Consider the following 16689-nt stretch of genomic DNA (forward strand, 5'->3'; position numbering starts at 1 on the left):
TATTGCCCCGCGGCGTAGCGTGACATCCCGACACTGTGTCCGACGGAGGAGCCGCCCGTGCCCCATTTCGACATGCCGCTCGACGAACTGCGCCGCTACCGGCCCGAAGCGACCGAGCCGGAGGACTTCGACGCCTTCTGGGAGAAGACCCTTTCGGCCGCACGTGAGCACGACCTGGACGCCCGGTTCGTTCCCTACGACGCGCACCTGAGCACGGTCGACGTCTTCGACGTGACGTTCGCGGGGTTCGGCGGTCACCCGGTCAAAGGTTGGCTGATATTGCCCGCCGGGACGACCGAACCGCTGCCCGCCGTCGTCGAGTACATCGGCTACGGCGGCGGCCGCGGCCTGCCGCACGAGCGGCTGCTCTGGTCGGCGGCCGGCTTCGCGCACTTCGTGATGGACACCCGGGGCCAGGGCAGCGGCGGCTCGGCGGGCGACACCCCCGACCCGGTCGGCAGCGGTCCCGCCGTCCCCGGCTACATGACGCGCGGTATCGAGGACCCCCACGAGTACTACTACCGGCGCGTCTTCACCGACGGCGTACGCGCCGTCGAGGCGGCCCGCTCCCATCCGCTGGTGGACTCCTCGCGCGTCGCCGCGGTCGGCGGCAGCCAGGGCGGCGGGATCACGCTCGCCGTCGGCGGGCTCGTCCCCGACCTGGCGGCGATCGCCGCCGACGTGCCCTTCCTGTGCGACTTCCCGCGCTCCACGACGATCACCGACCGGCCGCCCTACCGCGAGATCGCGCTCTACATGAAGGCGAGGCGGGGCGTCGAGGACCGCGTCTTCCGTACGCTCTCCTACTTCGACGGCGTGCACTTCGCGGCCCGGGGCACGGCGCCCGCGCTCTTCTCGGCGGCTCTGGAGGACATGACGTGCCCGCCGTCCACCGTCTTCGCGGCGCACAACTCCTATGCCGGTGCGGAGCGTTCGATGGAGGTGTACGCCTTCAACGATCATGAGGGCGGTGGCCCCTACCAGCAGAGTGTCCAACTCCAGTGGATCCCGGAGCACTTGAAGGGCTGATCCGTGCGCCGCCCCCTCGGTCACGCGCCCTTGTCACGGCTTGGTCCAAGCGGCTAACTTGCCGCCTTGTCGTGTGTCTGACGTGACTGAGAAGTGTGTGACGGAGGGGGCTCCCATGGCCGTACGCGGTCGGCACCGCCGGTATCAGCCGAACCGGATCAACCGTGCGTCGCTGACCGTCACGGCGGGCGGCGCCGGGATGGCGCTGCCACTGATGGGCACCGGCACGGCGGAGGCGGCCGACGTCGACACCTGGAACAAGGTCGCGGCGTGCGAGTCCACCAACAACTGGAGCATCAACACCGGCAACGGCTACTACGGCGGTCTCCAGTTCAAGCAGTCCACCTGGGAGGCGTACGGCGGCACCGTGTACGCCCCGCGCGCCGACCGCGCCACCAAGGACCAGCAGATAGCCGTCGCCGAGAAGGTCCTCAAGGCGCAGGGCCCGCGGGCCTGGCCGGTCTGCTCGGAGCGTGCGGGCCTGACCCGGGGCGGCGACGCGCCCGACGTCACGCCGATGGGCGCGCCCAAGAAGGCGGCGTCGAAGGCCCCCCAGCGTGACGTCAAGGACGTCAAGCCGGAAGTGACCCCGCAGTCCACCGCGGGCCGCGGTCAGATGTACACGGTCGTCCGCGGCGACACGCTCTCCGGGATCGCCGAGGAGCGCCGGGTCAGCGGCGGCTGGCGGCAGCTGTACGAGGCCAACCGCAAGGCGATCGGCGGCGACCCCGACCTGATCACGCCGGGCCAGCGGCTCGCGCTGCAGGCCTCGCAGAAGAAGGCCGCGCAGCCGCAGGCCGCGCCCAAGCCGCGAGCCGAGCCGAAGCAGCGGGCCGAGCCCAAGCAGCAGCCGAAGGCCGAGCCCAGGAAGGCGAAGCCCGCGCAGGCGTCGCAGGGCTTCTCCGCACCCGTGGCCGCATCGCCCAGCACGCCCTACCGCGCGGCGGGCGGCTCCTGGTCGAAGGGCTACCACACGGGGGTCGACTTCCCCGTGGCCACCGGCACTTCGGTGAAGTCCGTCGCCGGGGGCACGGTCGTCTCGGCCGGCTGGGGCGGCTCGTACGGCTACGAAGTGGTGATCCGGCACGCCGACGGCAAGTACTCCCAGTACGGCCATCTCTCGGCGCTCACCGTGAAGGCCGGGCAGAAGGTGGGCGCGGGGCAGCGTATCGCGCGCTCGGGGTCCACGGGCAACAGCACGGGCCCGCATCTGCACTTCGAGGTGCGCACGGGCCCCGGCTTCGGCTCCGACGTCGATCCGCTCGCGTACCTGCGGGCCGGCGGCGTGCGGATCTGAGGCTTCTCCGAACGACCGAAGCCCCCGGGGAAATCCCCGGGGGCTTGAGGACGTGCGGGCCTCTGCGGGCCGTGCGGGCCTCGGTGGGCCGCAGCGAGCTCAGGAGCCGATGCGTTCGCGGCCACGGCCATGGCCGTGGCGGAACAGCACCCGCCGGTGCGGCCCGGGCGCGGGCTGCGAGGGCACCGCGGGCAGCTCCTCCGGCCGCGCCTCGGGAACCACCGGGTCCGCGACCCCGGGGCCGCCCTTGGCCACCGGCACCGTCGACGTCGCGACACCCTGCGCGGCGCCGATCCGCTCCGTGGTCAGCAGGATCAGACCGCCCGCCGCGACGACGCCGAAGCCCAGGGCGACGGCCGTGCCCGCTGAGCCGTAGCGGAACGATTCGCCGAAGAGCGTGAGGCCCACCGCGGCCGCCACGACCGGATTGACCACCGTCACCGTCGACAGCGGCGCCGCCAGGCCCGCGCCGCGGTACGAGGCCTGCGAGATCAGCACACCCGCCATCGCCAGGACCGCGATCACGGCGAGGCTGGGCGCCTGATGCGTCAGGGGTTCGTTCGCGTCCCAGTCCACCGCCACCGTCTTGGTGAACACCGAGGCGATGCCGAAGGCGACGCCCGCCGCACTGGCCAGCAGCACGCTGCGCACCACCGGATGACGGTGCACCGCGTGCGCCACGACCATGAGCGTCACCACGGCGCCCGCGGTCACCAGCGCCACCATGACCCGCTCGGCGTCGTCCAGGGACTGCGCGTCGGCCGACTGCGTCAGCGAGAGCAGCCCGGCCAGACCCACGGTCGCCATGATCGCGCCGCGCCATGCGGTGGCGCCTGCCTTGCGGCGCACGAAGAGGGCGGCCATCGGCAGGGCGAAGACGATGGTGAGGGCGCCCAGGGGCTGCACCACGCTCAGCGGCCCGTACGCGAGCGCCACTACGTGCAGCAGCGCACCCAGGCCGTTCAGCGCGATGGCGACCCACCAGGCGCCGCGGCACATCGGGGCGTACCGCCGCTCCGGCGTACTCACGGCCACGCGCTCCTGCAAAATGGCCCCGCCCGCATACGCCACGGCGGAGACGAGAGAGAGCAGCACGGCGAGCGTGAGGGCACTCATGAGGTGCTCCACGGCATGCGGTGCGCCCCCTGGTGGGCCCGGGGCGTCCGGTGCGGCGAACGGTCGGCTTCCATAGTCACTACGATCTCGCGGATTTCGCTCCACGTCGTCGTACCTCAGCAGGCATTGGGTCCTACTGCCGATGGAGTACTACCGGGCAGATGTCCTCCCCCGGGTGGGTTACGTATCGGGTCGGTGAATCATCCAAGAACTCGAAAATCCTTGCGTGGGCGACCTGCGCGACGCCCCCGTCCAGGCCACTGGGCGCGGCGTGGGCGCGCTTGCTCACCCCTTTGGGGGTACTGCCCCTCCAGTGTGCTCCCGCTGCCTCGAATGCGCGCCTGCGCCCTTCCCGCCATACAGCCTGACCTGGGCTTTTATGGCGGACGATCGTATTCTTGACCCCCGTGGAAAGGGGTCCGGATGAACCGGAACGTACGCAGTGTCGACGACGTCCTGAAGCTCATGGACGGCCTGTTCGCGCCAGAAGCCGACCGCTGGACCGACGACGCGGCGAGCTGGTGGGACGGCTTCTACACCGACCGCGACCGGCCGGTGCCGTTCTTCGTGGCGAAACCGGACGAGAACCTCGCCTCGTACGTCGACCGGGGCCTGATCGCCCCGGGCCGCGCCCTCGATCTGGGCTGCGGCCCCGGCCGCAACGCCCTGTACCTGGCCTCACAGGGGTTCCGGGTGGACGCCGTCGACCTCTCCCCGGCGGCCGTCGCCTGGGCCGAGGAGCGGGCCCGCGAGGCCGGGGCGGACATCCGGTTCCACCGCGGCGACGCCTTCGCGCTGACGGCGGCCGAACTGGGCGGCCCCTACGACCTGATCCACGACTCCGGCTGCTTCCACCACCTGCCGCCCCACCGCCGCGTCAGCTACCTCTCCCTGCTCGACCGGGCCCTGGCCCCCGGCGGCCACCTCGCCCTCACCAGCTTCGCGGCCGGAGAGGCGGGCTCCGGCTCGGAGTTGCCCGACGCGGACCTCTACCGCGCGTCCGGACTCCGGGGCGGCCTGGCCTACACGCCGGAGTCCCTGCGCTGGATCTTCTCCGACCTCACGGAGGTCGAACTGCGCCGCATGCGCGACGAACCGGCCGACTCCGCGCACTTCGGCGAGCCCTTCCTGTGGACGGCCCTGTTCCGCAAGGACGCCTAGGCTCTGCTCCCGTGACAGCCCCACTCGACCTGACAGAACTCGGCTCCGTCGGCGGATTCTTCGCCCTGCGCACGGGTGCGCCGCCGGGCGGCGCCCACGTGACGACCCTGGCACGGGTGTACGCGGGGGACGACGCGCCCCTCGCGTTCCGCGTCGACAAGGTCGCCGCCCGGCTCGGGGCGCCCGACGCGCGCGTCGCCGTGTCGGTGGCCCAGCTGGGGCTCGCGGCGCGGCTGTGGTCCGTGGCGCTCGGCTCGGCCGCGCTGCACGGCCGGGTGCCGGACCTCGACCCCGCGCTGCTGCACTGGGACGCGGACGGCAGCTCGCCCGACGACCTGTGGCTGACGGAGGCGACGACGCGGCCGGGCGACGCCGCGAGCATCCGGGACGTCGTCCAGGACGGCCACCTGGCACCCCTGGCCGGCGCCCTGCGCACGCGCCACCGCGTCTCCGCACCGCTGCTGTGGGGCAACGCGGGCTCCGCGCTCGCCGGAGCCGCCCGCGAACTGGACACCTGGGCGCGCCGCACCGGACGTACCGACGTGGGGGAGCGCGCGCGGGCCCTGGCCGCCGAACTCTTCGACCACCCCGACCTGCGCGGCACCGGAACCCTGCGCGGCACCGCGTTCCGCCGCCGCAGCTGCTGTCTCTACTACCGCTGCCCCAACGGCGGTCTGTGCGGGGACTGTTGCTTCGACCGCCCGCCGCAGAGGTCGGTGCGGGCCTCTTCCCCACCGGACGCTTCTGGGTGACCATGAGGGGGCGGGCGACCGGCGGCTGGGGCGGACGGACGGGGGGTGCTGCGTGCGAGTGGGACTGCTCACCCGGGAGTATCCGCCGGATGTCTACGGCGGGGCCGGAGTCCATGTCGAGTTCCTCGCGCGGGAGTTGGGCGCCCTCGTCGACGTCGACGTGCACTGCTGGGGAAACCAAGGGGCCGACGACGGACTTGTACGCCACCAGGCGTGGGACGCCCTGGACGGCGCCAACGACGCCCTGCGCACGTTCTCCGTGGACCTGTCCATGGCGGCAGCCCTCACGGGGTGCGACCTCGTCCACTCCCACACCTGGTACGCCAATCTCGCGGGCCACTTGGGCAAGCTCCTGCACGGCATCCCGCACGTCATGACGTCGCACTCCCTGGAGCCCCTGCGCCCCTGGAAGGCCGAGCAACTGGGCGGCGGTTACGCCCTTTCCGGCTGGGCCGAGCGCACCGCGGTCGAGGCCGCGGACGCCGTGATCGCCGTCTCGCGCGGCATGCGGGCCGACATCCTCAGCTGCTACCCCGCCATCGACCCGGCGAAGGTGCACGTCGTCCACAACGGCATCGACACCGGCCTGTACCGCCCCGACCCCGGCACGGACGTCCTGGAACGCCTGGGCGTCGACCCCGAGCGGCCCTACGTCCTGTTCGTCGGACGCATCACCCGGCAGAAGGGCGTGCCCCATCTGCTGCGCGCCGCCAAGGAGTTGGACCCCGCCACCCAGCTGGTCCTGTGCGCCGGAGCCCCCGACACCCCGCAGATCGACGCCGAGTTCCGCACCCTCTTCGAGGAGCTGAGCCGCGCCCGCGGGGGAGTCCACTGGATACCGGAGATGCTGCCGCGCCCGCAGATCGTCCAACTCCTCACACACGCCCGGGTGTTCGTCTGCCCGTCGGTGTACGAACCGCTCGGCATCGTCAACCTGGAGGCGATGGCCTGTGGCACCCCGGTCGTGGCGTCCGACGTCGGCGGCATCCCCGAGGTCGTCGCCGACGGGACCACGGGACTCCTCGTCCCGTACGAGGAGAAGGAGCCGGCCGCCTTCGAGGCGCGGCTCGCGCAGGCCCTGAACGAACTGGTCGCCGATCCGCGCGCCGCGACCCGCATGGGCGCCGCCGGACGGGACCGCGCCGTCGGGGAGTTCGGCTGGGACGCGGTCGCGCGACGCACGACCGACGTGTACGAGGAGTTACTCGAGTCCAAGTGATCCCAGTTAAGGGGGCGGCGCGATGCGCGGTGGACCTTCGGTGCTCGGAATCGTCCTGGCGGGCGGTGAGGGCAAGCGCCTGATGCCCCTCACGGCCGACCGGGCCAAACCAGCGGTCACGTTCGGCGGCACGTACCGCCTCGTCGACTTCGTGCTCTCCAACCTCGTCAACGGCGACATCCTGCGGATCTGCGTCCTGACCCAGTACAAGTCGCACTCCCTGGACCGGCACGTCACCACCACCTGGCGGATGTCCAGCCTCCTCGGCAACTACGTCACCCCGGTCCCGGCCCAGCAACGCCTGGGCCCGCGCTGGTACTTGGGCAGCGCGGACGCGATCCTGCAGTCCCTCAACCTCGTCCACGACGAACAGCCCGACTACATCGCGGTGTTCGGCGCCGACCACGTCTACCGCATGGACCCCCGCCAGATGCTCAACCAGCACTTCGAGAGCGGGGCCGGGGTGACGGTCGCGGGCATCCGGGTGCCGCGCTCGGACGCGGCGTCCTTCGGGATCATCACGCCCGCCCGGGACGGCACCCGCGTCGAGCGCTTCCTGGAGAAGCCCACCGATCCGCCGGGCCTGCCCGGATCGCCGCACGAGGTGTTCGCCTCCATGGGCAACTACGTCTTCACCACGAAGACCCTCGTCGACGCCATCCAGCAGGACGCCGAGGACGACAACTCCGTGCACGACATGGGAGGTTCGATCCTGCCCATGCTCACCGAGAGGGGCCTGGCCCAGGTGTACGACTTCGATGACAACCACGTGCCGGGGGAGACCGCGCGCGACCACGGCTACTGGCGCGACGTCGGCTCGCTCGACGCGTACTACGAAGCGCACATGGACCTGATCTCCGACCAGCCGGTCTTCAACCTGGACAACCGGCGCTGGCCCATCTACACCCACTCGGGCGGTCTGCCGCCCGCCAAGTTCTGCGCGGCCGGTATCGCCAGCGAGTCCATCGTCAGCCCCGGATGCGTCATCCGCGGGCAGGTCACACGCTCCGTTCTCTCGCCGGGCGTGACGATCGAGGACGGGGCGGTCGTGCAGGGGTCGGTGCTGCACGACAACGTCCGTGTGGGGCGCGGCGCGGTGGTCAGGGGCGCCGTCCTCGACAAGAACGTGGACGTCCCGCCCGGGGCGACGATCGGGGTCAACCCCGAGCGGGACGAAGAGCTCTACACGGTGTCGAAGGGAGGCGTGATCGCGCTGGGGAAGGGGCAGCCCGTGCCCATGTAGCCCTCGCTCGCAGCCGCGCTTCCTACAGCACCCGGCGTCGGCGGCCCAGCCACGTCTGGGCGATCACGACCAGGGCCAAGAAGGCGCCGCTGACCACCTGTTGGTACGCGGAGTCCAGTGAGCCGATCTGGTTGATGACGTTCTGGATGACCTTCAGGAGCAGTACGCCGACCAGTGATCCGCTGATGAATCCGAAGCCGCCCGTCAGCAGCGTGCCGCCGATGACGACTGCCGAGATCGCCTCCAGTTCCATGCCCGAGCCGAGGATGGTGACGCCCGAGACCAGCCAGGCCGCGTTGAGCGCGCCCGCCAGGCCCGCGCAGAGGCCGGAGAGGGTGTAGACGGTGACCTTGGTGCGGGCCACGGGGGCGCCCATGAGGGCCGCCGCGTCCTCGTTGCCGCCGACCGCGTACACGTACTGGCCGAAGCGGCTGCGGCGCAGCACCACGGCGCCGGCGACGAAGAGGGCGAGGGTGATCCAGACCGGGGCGCCGACTCCGAGGAGTTTGCCCTGGCCGAGCGTCGCGAAGAACGAGTCCTTGTCGACCAGGTAGGTCTTGGAGCCCTCGTCGGTGATGGACAGGAGGATGCCGCGTGCGCCCAGCATCGCGGCGAGCGTCACGATGAAGGGGGCCAGGCGGGAGCGGGCGATGAGCAGGCCGTTGACCAGGCCGATGAGTCCGCAGACGGCCAGCGGCAGGAGGAGCGCCACCGCCGTTCCGTACTGGGAGCCCCAGGCCGCCAGTACCCCGCCGAGGGCGAAGAGCGAGCCGACCGAGAGGTCGATGCCGCCCGTGATGATCACGAACGTCATGCCGAGCGCGACGACCGCGAGGAACGCGGAGGAGACCGCCATGTTCTCCAGGTTGTCGCCGGTCAGGAACGTGTCGAAGCTGAGCGACGCCGCGATGACGGCGACCACCAGGGTGACCAGGGCGCCGTGCTGCTGGGCGAGCGCGCTGACGCGCTCGGAGCGGCTCGGGCCTGTCTGCTCGCCCGGCGGCTTCTTCATGGGCTTGGCCTCGGATAGGACGGTGCCGGTCACCGCTTGCCCCTCTCCCGTGCCGCGTAGACGGCGAGAATGATCACTACGGCCTGGGCGATCTGGGTCCATGAGGGCGGCAGATCGTGCTTGATGAGCGTGGCGGTGAGCAGCTGGATCAGTACGGCGCCCGCGACGGTGCCGCCGATGCGTACGCGTCCGCCGCTGAGCGGGGTGCCGCCGACCACTACGGCCGTGATCGCGGACAGTTCCATGAGGTTGCCGAGCGAGGTGGGGTCGCTGGCGGTGAGGCGGGCCGTCGCTAGGACGCCCGCGACGGCGGCCAGGGCGCCGGAGCAGACGTAGACCAGGATCAGGACGCGCCGCACGGGGAGGCCTGCGAGACGGGCGGCGGGACGGCTGTCGCCGATGGCGAGGAGTTGCCGGCCGAAGGTGGTGCGGCGGACGACGAAGGCCACGAGGAGTGCGAGTGCGGCGGCGATGAGGACGAGGTAGGGGATGCCGAGGACCGCGCCGGAGCCGAGGCTTGCCATGGTCGGGTCGCGTACGTCCTTGAGCTGGGGGAGGAGTACGAGGGCGAGGCCGCGGCCCGCGACCATCAACGCCAGGGTGGCGACGATGGGTTGGACGCCGATGAACGCGATGAGGGAGCCGCCTGCGAGGCCGATGGCCGCGCCGCCGATGATCGCGACGATGAGCGCGATCCATGTTCCGTAGCCGAGGTAGAGGGAGAGCAGGGAGGTGGAGAGCGCCATGACCGAGCCGACGGAGAGGTCCACGCCTTCGCTGCCGATGGCCAGCGCCATGCCCAGGGCGACGATGAGGACGGGGGCCACCTGGACTGCCTGGGTGCGGAAGTTCTCGGCGGAGAGGAAGTGGGGGGTCAGGGCGATGTTGAGGAGGAGGAGTACGGCTACGCCGACGTATACGCCGTAGTTCTGCAGGTAGCGGAGGATGCGGTCGCGGTCTGCGGCTTTGCCGCCCAGGGCCAGGTCAGTCATGGGTGCTCCGAGCGCTCCGGCTGCTCCGGGAGCGCCTTGGCTTGTCGGTGGGGCGGGGCCGCGCCGGTATGTCCGTCCTCGCTATCGGCCGGTGGCCGCCTGGGGACTTCGGCGCCGGAGCGCCGCGAACCGTGCTCCGGGCGGACATACCGGCACGTCCCCTCCGGCCGGTTCGGCGGCCGCGGGCGGGTTGGGGGTTACTCATCGGGGCCCCCTGTGGTGGCTATCGCCCGCATGAGGGCGTCTTCTGTGACCTTGGAACCGGTGAGTTCTTCGATCACCTTGCCGTCCTTGAGGACGATGACTCGGTCCGAGCCCTCTATGAGTTCCTCCATGTCGGAGGAGATGAGGAGTACGGCCAGGCCGTCGTTGGCCAACTCGTCTATGAGCTTCTGGACCTCGGCCTTCGCGCCGATGTCTATGCCTCGGGTGGGCTCGTCCAGGAGGAGGACCTTGGGGTTCATCGCCAGCCAGCGGGCCAGGAGGACCTTTTGCTGGTTGCCGCCCGAGAGTTCGCCCACCTTCTGGTGGGGGCCCGACGCCTTGATGCGCAGGCGCTTCATGAAGGTGTCGACGACCTTGTCGATCGCCGCCTCGTCCACCAGGCCGAAGCGGGAGAGGCCGGGGAGCGCGGCCAGTGCGATGTTCTCGCGGACCGAGAGGCCGGGGACGATTCCCTCGGCCTTGCGGTCCTCGGGCAGGAGACTGATCCCGGCCCGGATCGCGGCGGGTGGCGAGCCGGTCCGGACGGGGGCGTCGGCTACCACTACGCGTCCGGAGTCCGGCGCCAGCGCGCCCGCTATGGCCTTTGCCGTCTCGCTGCGGCCCGAGCCCAGGAGGCCGCCCAGACCCACCACCTCGCCGGGGCGGATGTCTACGGAGACACCGTGCAAGTGGTGGCGCATCGTCAGGTCGGTTGCCCGGAGGATGGGTTGTGTCGTCGGCGCGTGTTCGCCGGAGAACTTGGTCACGCCCTCTTCGCGGACCTCCCCGACCTCGCGCCCCAGCATGAGGGAGACGAGGCGGAGGCGGTCGAGCTCCGCGATCGGCCCCGTGTGCACCAGCTTGCCGTCGCGCAGGACGGTGACCGTGTCGCACACCTCGTAGAGCTCTTCGAGGCGGTGGCTGACGTAGATCACCGCGATGCCCCGGTCCCGCAGCATGCGGATGACGCCGAACAGCGTCTGGACCTCGCGGGGTTCGAGCGAGGAGGTCGGCTCGTCCATGATGACGACCTGCGCGTCCACCGAGACCGCTCGGGCCAGGGCCACCATCTGCTGGGTGCCGACACCCAGTTCACGGAGCGGGCGGCGTACGTCGACGCTGATGCCCAGGCGCCTGAGGGCCTCGGCCGCCTCGCGGTGCATGCGGCGGAAGTCGATCAGGCCCAGGCGGCCGCGTGGCTCGCGGCCGAGGAAGAGGTTGCGGGCCACGCTCATCAGGGGGACGAGGTTGACCTCCTGGTAGATGGTGGAGATGCCCGCGTGCTGGGCGTCCAGGGGCGTTGCGAAACCGACCTTTCGGTTCTTGTACGTGAGGTCACCGGCGTCCGGTGCGTACACGCCCGTGAGGACTTTGATCAGGGTGGACTTGCCCGCGCCGTTCTCGCCTATCAGGGCGTGCACCTCGCCGGCGCGCGCGGTGAAGTCGATGCCGTCCAGGGCCCGTACGCCCGGGAACGTCTTGGTGAGGCCGGTCACCGAGAGGACGTCCGTCATCTCAGTACGCCTTGCCGAGGTCCGCCTTGGCGTTGGCCTTCGTGTACGCGCTGTCCTTGATGACGATGTCCTGCGAGACCTTCGTGCCCTTGGTGAAGGTGTCCAGGGTCTGGAAGGCGAGCGGGCCGAAGCGCGGGTTGGACTCGATGACGCCGTCGATCCAGCCGTCCACGATGCCCTGCACGGCGTTGCGCGTGCCGTCGACCGTCACGATCTTCACGTCACCGGCCTTCTTGCCCGCGCCCTTGAGGGCGTTGACGGCGCCGAGGCCCATCTCGTCGTTCTCGGCGTAGATCCCGGTGATGTCCGGCTTGGACTGGATGAGCTGCTCGGTGACCTGCTGGCCCTTCTCCCGGGCGAACTCGCCCGTCTGCTTGAAGACGACCTTCAGGTCGGGGGCCTTCTCCTTGATGCGGTCCTCGAAGCCCTTGGTGCGCTCGGTGGTGACGTTGTTGCCCGCGGCGCCGAGCAGGATCGCGACCTTGCCCTTGCCGCCGGTCGTCTTGATCATCTGGTCCGCCGCGCGCTTGCCCTGCTCGACGAAGTCGGAGCCGATGAAGCTGACGTAGTCCTTGCAGGCCTTGGCGTTGATCTTGCGGTCGATCGTGATGATCGGGATGTGCTTGGCGGAGGCCGCGCGGAGGACCGGCTCCCAGCCGTCGGAGTTCAGCGGTGCGATGACCAGGAGGTCGGCGCCCTTGGCGATGAGGTCCTGGACGTCGCTGATCTGCTTGGAGAACTGCGACTGGGCGTTGGCGGTGAGCAGCTTGACGCCGCGCTTCTTGGCCTCGGCCTTGATGGACGCCGTCTCCGCGATGCGGAAGGGGTTGGCCTCCTTCTCCGACTGGGAGAAGCCGACGGTGGCGGACGCGAGGTCGAGCTTCTTGCCGCCGTAGGCGTCTATCGCGCAGGTCGGGCCGCTGCCCGCGCTCGGCTCCGAGACGACCTGGCCCGAGTCGCCCTGGTCCTGCGACGCGGAGCTCTTGTCGCCGTCGTCCTCGGACTTGGCGCATCCGGTGGCGAGCGCGAGGCTCGCGGCGAGGCCGGCGGCGAGGAGGGTCCTGGCTGAGGTGCGGCTAAGGCGTGTGGTCGGCTTCATGGAGTCCCCAAAACGGCACGGCCCCGGCGCTGAGAGCGCTCACGGGAGGATCGGCACTTACGGTCAACTCGGCGGTACGGGGAGCTTTTTACATCGTTGAAAGGGGGCTGTAAACCCTCCGCGCAAGCGAAGACCGCCGAGCGCTCAGCGTCGGCCCAGCGTGCTCTCGCGCTCCACCAGGCGGAATTCCGCGGTGAGTTCACGGCCCTCGGGCTCTCCCGCGCCCTCCAGACTCCGCAGGAGCGAGGCCACCGCGAGGCGGGCGATGGCCTGTTTGTCCGGCGAGACCGTGGTGAGGGTGACCGCCCCGAACTGGCCCTCGGCGATGTCGTCGAAGCCGACCACCGCCACGTCCCACGGCACGCGCAGGCCACGCTCGTGCAGCACCCGCATCGCGCCGATGGCCACCAGGTCGTTGTACGCGAACACCGCGTCCGGCCGCACCCCCGCGTCCAGCATCCGTGCCATCGCCTTCGCGCCGTCCCAGCGGTTCCAGCCGCCGACCGGGCCCACCAGGTTGTCCGGCGCGGCTATCCCGGCCTGCGTCAACTCCTCGCGCCAGCCCTGGAGTCGGAGGTTCGCGGGCTGGTTCGCCGAGTCCGTGCGGGCGCCGAGATACGCGATGCGGGTGCGGCCGCGGCCGATGAGGTGGCGCACCGCCGTGCGGGCCGCCGCGACGTTGTCGATCGCGATGTGGTCGTAGGGCAGGTCGTACTGGCGCTCGCCGAGCAGCACGAGCGGCACGTCGTCCTCGCGGCCCAGGAGGTCGGCCGCCTCCAGTTCGAGGGGGCTGAGGATCAGGCCGTCGATCACCCGGGCCCGGAAGCCCTGGCTGACCAGGACCTCCTGCTCGCGTTCGCCGCGGGTGTGGTCGAGGAGGACGGTGAAGTCGTGCTCGGCCGCCGCGTCGATGACCGCGCCCGCCAGTTCGGCGAAGTAGGGGTTGCCCAGCTCGGGGACGGCCAGCGCGATGATCCCCGTACGGCCCTTTCGTAGGTGACGTGCCGTCAAATTCGGGCGGTAGCCCAGTTCGTCGATGGCCTCCTGCACGCGTGCCCGCATCGCCGGGGTGACGTGCTGATACTTGTTCACCACGTTCGAGACGGTCTTGATGGAGACGCCCGCGCGCTCCGCGACGTCCTTGAGGCTTACCCGCACGTGCAGCTCCCTGCGTCTAGGTGCACCCCTGTCCTGGGGTGTTTGTCATGGCCCTGGACAGCGCGCCGGGGAGCGTGCTGTCATGCCAACTGCCGTTCCTTCCAACGTTGTACAGATTCGTTGTACAGACTGCGGCGGCGAGCCGCCACCCCCTTCCTCAGCCTTCAAGCACCGCTTCAAGCAAAGGAGGATCCGTGCGCCCCAACCGACCCAGACGCGTCAGGCAGCGACTGATACTGCTGCTCACCGTCGCCCTCGCCTTCGCCGGACTCACCGCCGTGCCGGCCGCGACAGCCGCCGACGAACCCCCCGAGGTCCACGGCCTGAAGGGCGAGTACTACACCCAGTCAGCGCCCGGAGCCTTCGACTTCCACGAGCTCAAGGCCACCGGCTTCGACCAGAAGATCGACTTCGACAACCTCGACCCGCGCCTGGCCTTCGCCACCGGCAAGGCGGATGACGCCACCGTCCGCTGGACCGGCAAGGTCGTCCCCGAGAAGACCGGCTCCCACACCTTCTCCATGATCGGCGACAACGGCTTCAGGCTCTGGGTCGACGGCAAGCTCGCCATCGACCACTGGGTCGACGACTGGGACAAGGAACAGACCGCGCAGCCGGTCGAGTTGACCGCCGGCAAGGCCTACGACATCAAGGTCGAGTACTTCGAGCACTACGGCGGCTCCAACCTCCACCTGCGCTGGACCGAGCCCGGCGGCACCAAGGAAGCGATCCCGCAGTCGGCCTTCCGCCTCCCCGACGGCTTCGACTACGACGGTGCCACCTCCGCCACCGTCCTCAAGGACGGCCGCACCCTGAAGCTCGACTTCGCGCAGAAGCTGGCCGCGCCCCCGGCGGGCCTCGCCACCCACATCGAGGCGGTCATCGGCGGCGCCAAGTGGCCCATCGGCACGGTCAAGGCCGACCCGAAGGACCCGCGCGCCCTCCTCGTGGGCCTCAAGGAGCCCGTGGTCGGCAACAAGCAGGGCACGGCGAAGGGCACCGCCGACCTCCGCTACGACGGCAAGGGCGGCCTGAGCGGCGACGACGGCAAGGCGGTCGCCGCGTTCTGGAGCAGCGGACCCAACCACTCCGAGCACCAGCTGCGCACCAAGTGGGCCGACGAGGTGGGCCCCGGCAACGCGCTGCCCGAGTACCCGCGCCCCCAGCTGACCCGTGACGCCTGGCGCAACCTCAACGGCTCCTGGCAGTTCGCCTCGGCGAAGGAGGGCGAGAAGCCCCCGGTCGGCAAGAAGCTCGCCGAGAAGATCCTCGTCCCCTACCCCGTGGAGTCCCAGCTCTCCGGCCTGGAACGGCACGAGGACCGCATGTGGTACCGCAGGACCTTCACCGTCCCCCAGGGCTGGAAGGTCGGCGACGGCAAGCGCCTCAAGCTCAACTTCGGTGCCGTCGACTGGCAGTCCGAGGTGTTCGTCAACGGCAAGAAGGTCACCGAGCACAAAGGCGGCTACGACAAGTTCAGCGCCGACATCACCGACGCGTTGAAGCCGGGCAGGACCCAGGAACTGATCGTCGGCGTCTACGACCCGACCGACGGCAAGGACGGCGAGAACCCGCCCGTCGGCAAGCAGCGCCTGGACCCCAGCGGCATCTGGTACACCCCCTCGTCCGGCATCTGGCAGACGGTGTGGATGGAGCCGGTGGCGGCCGACCACGCCGACTCGCTCAAGATCACCCCCGACGTGGCGGCCAAGCAGGTCACCGTCGAGCCCAAGGGCGTACGCGACGGAGTGCCGGTCAGGGCAGTCGCGTACGAAGGCAAGAAGAAGGTCGCGGAGGCGAGCGGACGCACGGGCACACCGCTCAAGCTGAAGATCACCGAGCCGCGCCTGTGGTCGCCGGACGACCCCTTCCTCTACGACCTGAAGGTCACCGTCGGGCGCGACGACGTCAAGAGCTACTTCGGCATGCGGACCGTCGCCGTGGAGAAGGTGAACGGTACGCCGCGAACGATGCTCAACGGCAAGCCGCAGTTCCTGATGGCCACGCTCGACCAGGGCTTCTGGCCGGACGGACTGCACACGGCGCCGACCGACGAGGCGCTCGCGTACGACCTGAAGATGCACAAGGAGATGGGCTTCAACTCGGTGCGCAAGCACATCAAGGTGGAGCCCGACCGCTGGTTCTACTGGGCGGACAAGCTGGGCCTGATGGTCTGGCAGGACATGCCCTCGATGAGCGCGGGCCGCAACCCGAGCACGGCGGCCCGGGCCCAGTACGAGTCCGAGATGAAGCAGATGATCGACGAGCACGCGAACCACCCGTCGATCGTCATGTGGGTCACCTTCAACGAGGGCTGGGGCCAGTACGACGAGGGCCGCATCGCCACCCAGGCCAAGTCCTGGGACCCGACCCGCCTGGTCAACGGCATGTCGGGCCTCAACCTCGGGCGCGACGGCGGCACCGGCGACATCATGGACGAGCACGGCTACCCGAGTCCGGCCCTGCCGCCCAAGCCCGACGGCGTGCGGGCGCAGATCAACGGCGAGTACGGCGGACTCGGACTCGCGGTACCGGGCCACGCCTGGTCGGTCCAGCAGAGTTACGTCGACGTGGACCCGGCGACGTACACGGACGACTACCTCACCAAGCTCGACGAGGTGCACAAGCTCGCCTGCAAGGGCGGCAACGGCGCCGTCTACACCCAGATCTCGGATGTGGAGGGCGAGTTGAACGGTCTGCTCACCTACGACCGCAGGGTCGTCAAGCCCGACGTGAAGCGGCTCAAGGCGGCACATGAAGCCTTGATCAGCGACGCGTCGCGGCCGGACCCGGCGGGGTGCTCGGGTTCCTGACCCGGTGCGAAGGCGCTCCGGCCCGGTGGGCCGGAGCGCTTTTCCCGTGGACGCAGGACCGTTCGCTTGGCACGATCTCC

13 protein-coding genes are annotated in these 16689 nt (G+C 70.4%); 7 read left to right on the top strand and 6 right to left on the bottom strand.

The genetic code is table 11. The features are described from left to right. The first annotated feature begins 57 nt into the window (after window positions 1-57). On the top strand, window positions 58-1029 hold the full coding sequence (locus ACIGXX_RS38645) for an acetylxylan esterase (RefSeq protein WP_366464742.1): 972 nt from the start codon (window positions 58-60) through the stop codon (window positions 1027-1029). A gap of 115 nt (window positions 1030-1144) precedes the next feature. After that, window positions 1145-2326 (top strand): transglycosylase family protein, encoded by a 1182-nt coding sequence (locus ACIGXX_RS38650; protein ID WP_351164072.1) that lies wholly within the window; start codon window positions 1145-1147, stop codon window positions 2324-2326. Between the two features lie 99 nt (window positions 2327-2425). On the opposite strand, the gene ACIGXX_RS38655 is transcribed toward ACIGXX_RS38650, so the two are convergent. Further along, window positions 2426-3442 (bottom strand): DMT family transporter, encoded by a 1017-nt coding sequence (locus tag ACIGXX_RS38655; RefSeq protein ID WP_399983034.1) that lies wholly within the window; start codon window positions 3440-3442, stop codon window positions 2426-2428. Window positions 3443-3865: 423 nt separating this feature from the next. On the opposite strand from ACIGXX_RS38655, the gene ACIGXX_RS38660 reads away from it, so the two are divergent. From ACIGXX_RS38660 to glgC, 4 genes are read left to right on the top strand one after another with little or no spacing between them, the layout of a single operon-like run. After that, the gene (locus ACIGXX_RS38660; protein ID WP_351164074.1) at window positions 3866-4603 is read left to right on the top strand and encodes a methyltransferase domain-containing protein; all 738 of its coding nucleotides are present in this window, start codon (window positions 3866-3868) and stop codon (window positions 4601-4603) included. Between the two features lie 11 nt (window positions 4604-4614). Next, window positions 4615-5355, top strand: a complete 741-nt coding sequence (locus tag ACIGXX_RS38665) for a (2Fe-2S)-binding protein (protein ID WP_351164075.1) — start codon at window positions 4615-4617, stop codon at window positions 5353-5355. Between the two features lie 52 nt (window positions 5356-5407). Continuing rightward, window positions 5408-6574 (top strand): glycogen synthase, encoded by a 1167-nt coding sequence (glgA, locus tag ACIGXX_RS38670; RefSeq protein WP_351164076.1) that lies wholly within the window; start codon window positions 5408-5410, stop codon window positions 6572-6574. A 22-nt stretch (window positions 6575-6596) separates the two neighbouring features. Next, window positions 6597-7817, top strand: coding sequence for a glucose-1-phosphate adenylyltransferase (gene glgC / locus ACIGXX_RS38675; protein WP_351164077.1), 1221 nt, complete (start codon window positions 6597-6599; stop codon window positions 7815-7817). 22 nt (window positions 7818-7839) lie between these two features. Here glgC and ACIGXX_RS38680 read toward each other — a convergent pair whose 3' ends face one another. From ACIGXX_RS38680 to ACIGXX_RS38700, 5 genes are all read right to left on the bottom strand, one after another. Then, on the bottom strand, window positions 7840-8829 hold the full coding sequence (locus ACIGXX_RS38680) for an ABC transporter permease (protein WP_366464748.1): 990 nt from the start codon (window positions 8827-8829) through the stop codon (window positions 7840-7842). Between the two features lie 29 nt (window positions 8830-8858). Then, window positions 8859-9821, bottom strand: a complete 963-nt coding sequence (locus ACIGXX_RS38685) for an ABC transporter permease (protein WP_351164079.1) — start codon at window positions 9819-9821, stop codon at window positions 8859-8861. A 197-nt stretch (window positions 9822-10018) separates the two neighbouring features. Continuing rightward, complete coding sequence (locus ACIGXX_RS38690; protein ID WP_351164081.1) at window positions 10019-11539, bottom strand: sugar ABC transporter ATP-binding protein; 1521 nt, start codon at window positions 11537-11539, stop codon at window positions 10019-10021. Window position 11540: 1 nt separating this feature from the next. Beyond that, window positions 11541-12638: an ABC transporter substrate-binding protein gene (locus tag ACIGXX_RS38695; protein WP_351164082.1), complete on the bottom strand. Its 1098-nt coding sequence runs from the start codon at window positions 12636-12638 to the stop codon at window positions 11541-11543. Window positions 12639-12782: 144 nt separating this feature from the next. Further along, the gene (locus ACIGXX_RS38700; RefSeq protein WP_351164084.1) at window positions 12783-13796 is read right to left on the bottom strand and encodes a LacI family DNA-binding transcriptional regulator; all 1014 of its coding nucleotides are present in this window, start codon (window positions 13794-13796) and stop codon (window positions 12783-12785) included. A 194-nt stretch (window positions 13797-13990) separates the two neighbouring features. On the opposite strand from ACIGXX_RS38700, the gene ACIGXX_RS38705 reads away from it, so the two are divergent. Continuing rightward, the gene (locus ACIGXX_RS38705; RefSeq protein WP_351164085.1) at window positions 13991-16609 is read left to right on the top strand and encodes a PA14 domain-containing protein; all 2619 of its coding nucleotides are present in this window, start codon (window positions 13991-13993) and stop codon (window positions 16607-16609) included. Window positions 16610-16689: the final 80 nt, after the last annotated feature.

The sequence above is a fragment of the Streptomyces sp. NPDC055243 genome (assembly GCF_044544025.1).
In the GTDB taxonomy this organism is placed as follows: Bacteria; Actinomycetota; Actinomycetes; order Streptomycetales; family Streptomycetaceae; genus Streptomyces.

Bases quoted from the DNA above. Each gene is read 5' to 3' on its own strand.
- ACIGXX_RS38695 (WP_351164082.1), bottom strand. From the start codon at position 12,638: ATGAAGCCGACCACACGCCTTAGCCGCACCTCAGCCAGGACCCTCCTC.
- ACIGXX_RS38660 (WP_351164074.1), top strand. From the start codon at position 3,866: ATGAACCGGAACGTACGCAGTGTCGACGACGTCCTGAAGCTCATGGAC.
- ACIGXX_RS38685 (WP_351164079.1), bottom strand. From the start codon at position 9,821: ATGACTGACCTGGCCCTGGGCGGCAAAGCCGCAGACCGCGACCGCATC.
- ACIGXX_RS38655 (WP_399983034.1), bottom strand. From the start codon at position 3,442: ATGAGTGCCCTCACGCTCGCCGTGCTGCTCTCTCTCGTCTCCGCCGTG.
- ACIGXX_RS38690 (WP_351164081.1), bottom strand. From the start codon at position 11,539: ATGACGGACGTCCTCTCGGTGACCGGCCTCACCAAGACGTTCCCGGGC.
- ACIGXX_RS38650 (WP_351164072.1), top strand. From the start codon at position 1,145: ATGGCCGTACGCGGTCGGCACCGCCGGTATCAGCCGAACCGGATCAAC.
- glgC (WP_351164077.1), top strand. From the start codon at position 6,597: ATGCGCGGTGGACCTTCGGTGCTCGGAATCGTCCTGGCGGGCGGTGAG.
- ACIGXX_RS38680 (WP_366464748.1), bottom strand. From the start codon at position 8,829: ATGAAGAAGCCGCCGGGCGAGCAGACAGGCCCGAGCCGCTCCGAGCGC.